Origin of the sequence: Maricaulis sp., assembly GCF_030149235.1 — a bacterium.
Taxonomy (GTDB): domain Bacteria; phylum Pseudomonadota; class Alphaproteobacteria; order Caulobacterales; family Maricaulaceae; genus Maricaulis.
On sequence record NZ_JASBRW010000082.1, the window covers coordinates 1 to 4,161 of the forward strand.

A 4,161-nucleotide genomic window follows, 5' to 3' on the forward strand; every position below is an offset into this window, starting at 1 on the left:
CGTGTGCAAGATCGTCGATTACGGCAAGCTCAGATACCAGGAGCAGAAGAAGAAAGCCGAGGCACGCAAGAAGCAGAAGACCGTCGAGATCAAGGAGATCAAGATGCGTCCGAACATCGACGTGCACGACTATCAGGTGAAAACCAAAGCCATGACGCGCTTCTTCGAAGCCGGCGACAAGGTCAAGGTCACCCTGCGCTTCCGCGGCCGCGAAATGGCTCACCAGGACCGCGGTATGGATATCATGAACCGGGTCAAGGAAGACTTCGCCGAAACCGCCAAGGTGGAATTCGAGCCGAAGATGGAAGGCCGCCTCATGGTCATGGTGATGGCGCCGCGCTAAGCGTTGGTGTCATCAAGCAAAAGGGCCGTCCCGCTGGGGCGGCCCTTTTTTGTTTGCGGCAATTGCGCGCAGAAAGCGGCCAAAGCATGCCGGGCGCGTGGCTTTGCGGTTCAGAACCCATTCAAATCAGGCAGGTTTAGCTGTGTCTGGCCAGTCCGGAATGCCGGGTGCGACCGGATTGCGCGGGAAGGTGAAGCGTGTTCCTATTAGCCGAACCGGGGGATGAGACATGGTTGAACGTCTGATAGGCGGGCTATTGGCAGGGTTGAGCCTGACCGTGCCTGTCCTGGCTCAGAATTTATCGGCCGCGCCAAGCTATGGCGACGTCTCCCTGTCGGCCGGATTTACGCCCGACCCCTATGTCGTTTCCCTTCGCGCCGGCGGCAGTGTCGATGCCAGCACCACCATTCATGTCGGCTGCCCGGGGTTTATCGCCGAAGCGCCGGATTTCGACTTGTATTACAACGCCGGTTCGCTGCCGCTGATCATCACCGCCGAGGCGGATGCCGACACGACCTTGATCGTGAACGCGCCCGACGGGGAATGGTATTGCGACGATGATGGCGGGCCCGGGGTCAATCCCCAGCTCCGCTTCGCGCAGCCCTGGACCGGAACCTACAGTATCTGGGTCGGCTTCTACGGCCAGTCCAGCACCTATCCAGCCGAGTTGAAGATTTCGGAGCTCGATCGCTGATCGGCTCGCCTATTGGAGGACACAGACGATATGATGATGCGTTTGCTAGCCTGTACTTCCCTGATCGCAATAGCGGCCGCGCCGGTCGCTGCAGCCCAGGACTGGGACGCCCCGCCGGCTTATGGCCGGTCCAATCTCGAGGCCGGCTTTGCCGATGATCCACGCTCGATTGCCATTCAGGCAGGTGGCGCAATCGATGCGGCCACGCTGGCGCCGAATTGCTACGGCTATATCACCCACCAGCCCTCACATTCGCTGAATTACAGCGCGGGGGCGTTCTCGCTCTATATCTCCGCCGCTGCTGACCTTGATGGTGTCCTGGTGGTTCGCGGACCCGATGGCGCGTTTTACTGCAATGACGACGCGCCAGAGCTGGGCTTGAACCCCGGTGTGGAATTCACCAGCCCGATGTCCGGGGAATACGATATCTGGGTCGGGTCGCTTGGCTTTGGAACGGGTTACCAGCCCGGTGAACTGCATATCTCCGAGATCGGGTTTTCCAGCGAAAACCGTTTCTCGCGGGCTCCGGAAGCGAACCTAGCGCCGAATGCTGGCCGGTTGTCGCTGAATGCCGGTTTCGCAGATGACCCGCGGACGCTCCGCGTGCAGGCGGGTGGCGATATTGATGCGGGCCAGACGACGAGCGATTTCTGCTGGGGCCGCGTGTCCCAGGCGCCCGATGCTTGGATCGACTACCAGGCGGGGTCCGATTTCGACCTCTTCCTTTCGATGGAAGCCGATGTCGACACGACGCTTCTGGTGCAGGCGCCGGACGGGACCTGGAATTGTGATGACGACACGGCGGGTGATCTGAACCCGGGTGTGCGCATTCGTGACCCGCAGTCTGGCCGCTACGCCGTCTGGGCGGGCCGCTATTCGCCCGGACCGCTGGCGGATGCCACCCTGTTCGTGTCCGAGCTGGGTTTCCGCGGTGATACCTCCGGGCCGCCGCAACTCGACTGGACCCTGGACCCCAATTACGGCTCCGTGTCGCTTGAAGCCGGATTCACTCCGGACCCGCACTCCATCGATGTGATGGCGGGTGGTGACCAGGATGTCTGGGAAGCCGTTGGTGATGCGTGTTACGGCTTTGCCAGCCGGGCGCCGGATTATGACCTGAACTATCAGGCCGGTAATTACGACCTTTATATCTCGGCCACATCAGCGCGGGATGCGACTTTGGCCATCAATGCGCCGGACGGTACCTGGTGGTGCGATGATGACAGTGCCGGCAATCTGAACCCGGGCGTCCATTTCGATGCGCCGCAATCGGGCCTGTACAATATCTGGGTGGGTACGTTCAGCGAGGGCGAGCTGGCCCCGGCCCAGCTGCACATTTCGGAACTGGCCTTTGGCAATACCTATCCGGAAGGTGCGACGTTCGACTTCGCCCTGCCGGCTGAGCATGGCGAGATCACGCTGCAGAGCGGGTTCAGCCCCGATCCGGTCGTCGTCGACGTGCGCGCCGGTGGCGGTCTGGCCGCCGATTCTGCTGCTGACAGCATGTGCCGCGGCTATGCCGATGCGGCCCCGGACTACCAGCTGACCTTCGAAGCCGGCAATGCGTTTGACCTCTATATCTACGCCCAGTCCGAAGGCGATGCGACGCTGATCGTCAACGGTCCCGACGGGGGGTGGGCGTGCAATGATGACCAGGACGGCCTCAATCCCGGTCTCGTCTTCGAGAACCCGACATCGGGTGTCTATGACATCTGGGTCGGCACCTATTGGGAGGGCGGCGACACCGACGCGAGGCTCTTCATCTCCGAGTTGGGATTTGCCAGCTCGGGAAACTAAATGTTGTAAATCAATAATTTGAATTATGAGCGGTGCCCTTGGGTGCCGCTCATTTTTTCCGCCGGAGCGCGCAGGCTGAAGCTTGGCAGGTGGGGAATGTTATACTATATCATTCCCCACTCTGGAGCGAAGCGAATGCTGAAACGTCTTTCAACGGGCAAGTCTGAGGACAAGTGGGATGCGGCCGGCGTCGGCCTGTCCGCCTTGTGCGTGGCCCATTGTCTGCTGTTTCCCGCGACCGCCGTGGCCGCGCCGATGCTGGCTCCGGGGCTGAGCGAAACGCTGGGCCTTGGCCATGAATGGCATATCGGCCTGCTGCTGGTCGCTATCCCGATCTCCCTGCTCGCGCTGGGCTGGGGTGCGCGGCGCAATGGCGGCGGCTGGGCCTTGCTCGGTGTCGGTATGATCGGTCTTGGCCTGATGACGCTGGGTGCGCTGCACCTGTTTTCATTCTGGATTGAGACGGCGCTGACGCTGACCGGTGTGACGATCCTCGCCCTTGCTCATTTGGCCAATTGGCGGATCCGCTGGAAGCACGGGCATGATCACCGCCGCGACTGTGCTGTTTGCGAAACAGCAGCAAACTAAAACCTGTTTTCTTCGGGGTTTTTCGGTATTCTTGTGGAAGGGCCGTGTTCGGACCTTCTAGCTTCCTGTCGAAGCAGGTAGTCGTATAACACTACACGGCATGCCTAGCATAACGTCGTTGCTTCAAGGGTTTCGCCTCGTTCATGACCGACTTCGACCGCCCCAGTCTTCTCATTGCCGATGACAAGGCCGATTTCCGCACTATCGTTCGCGAAGTGGCTGAGCCGGAAGGGTGGGCGGTGACCGAGTGCAATAACGGGGCAGAGCTGATGGCGGCCCTGGAGGTCTCGGACCGGCCCAGCTGTGTGGTGCTCGACCTGGTCATGCCGGAAATGGACGGGATCGAGACGCTGATGGCCTTCCTCGGTGCCGAGAGCATTCCGGAGATCATCCTCGTCTCCGGCAGCGACCCGGTGCATTTGCAGACGGCCGAGATCATTCTGGCCGAACGCGACGTGACCTTGCTGGCGACCTTGCGCAAACCGGTGCCGGTGCGCGAGCTGCGGGCCGCGCTCGCCAGATCCAAGCTGGTCGCTCCGGCTGACTAGGCTGACTGCCGCGCGACCGCCTGCCGGTCTTGCATTCCCGCATATTCCGAGTATAACCCCCGCTCTTTCAAGAACCGCGCGTCGGGCCCGATCGACATGCCTGCGCGTGAAACTGTCCCCGGAATGCCCCGGCATTCCAACAAGGAGATCGAAATGTCGAAGATGAAGACCAAGAGCGGCGCCAAGAAGCG

The 4,161-nt window shown here is 61.2% G+C and carries 5 protein-coding genes; all 5 read left to right on the forward strand.

Translation table 11 applies throughout. The features are described 5' to 3' along the window. On the forward strand, window positions 1-343 hold a 343-nt coding region (infC, locus tag Q1V51_RS12295), incomplete at its 5' end, for a translation initiation factor IF-3 (RefSeq protein WP_300532355.1). Window positions 344-572: 229 nt separating this feature from the next. Continuing rightward, window positions 573-1,037: a peptidase S1 gene (locus tag Q1V51_RS12300; RefSeq protein ID WP_300556775.1), complete on the forward strand. Its 465-nt coding sequence runs from the start codon at window positions 573-575 to the stop codon at window positions 1,035-1,037. Between the two features lie 30 nt (window positions 1,038-1,067). After that, window positions 1,068-2,834 carry a hypothetical protein gene (locus Q1V51_RS12305; RefSeq protein ID WP_300556777.1) on the forward strand — a complete coding sequence of 589 codons (1,767 nt, stop codon included), beginning with the start codon at window positions 1,068-1,070 and terminating at the stop codon, window positions 2,832-2,834. 135 nt (window positions 2,835-2,969) lie between these two features. Beyond that, window positions 2,970-3,422, forward strand: a complete 453-nt coding sequence (locus Q1V51_RS12310; RefSeq protein ID WP_300556779.1) for a MerC domain-containing protein — start codon at window positions 2,970-2,972, stop codon at window positions 3,420-3,422. A gap of 143 nt (window positions 3,423-3,565) precedes the next feature. Further along, window positions 3,566-3,970, forward strand: coding sequence for a response regulator (locus Q1V51_RS12315; protein WP_300556781.1), 405 nt, complete (start codon window positions 3,566-3,568; stop codon window positions 3,968-3,970). Window positions 3,971-4,161 lie beyond the last annotated feature (191 nt).

Coding starts and splice junctions, on each gene's coding strand:
- Q1V51_RS12305 (WP_300556777.1), top strand. CDS start 1,068: ATGATGATGCGTTTGCTAGCCTGTACTTCCCTGATCGCAATAGCGGCC.
- Q1V51_RS12300 (WP_300556775.1), top strand. CDS start 573: ATGGTTGAACGTCTGATAGGCGGGCTATTGGCAGGGTTGAGCCTGACC.
- Q1V51_RS12310 (WP_300556779.1), top strand. CDS start 2,970: ATGCTGAAACGTCTTTCAACGGGCAAGTCTGAGGACAAGTGGGATGCG.
- Q1V51_RS12315 (WP_300556781.1), top strand. CDS start 3,566: ATGACCGACTTCGACCGCCCCAGTCTTCTCATTGCCGATGACAAGGCC.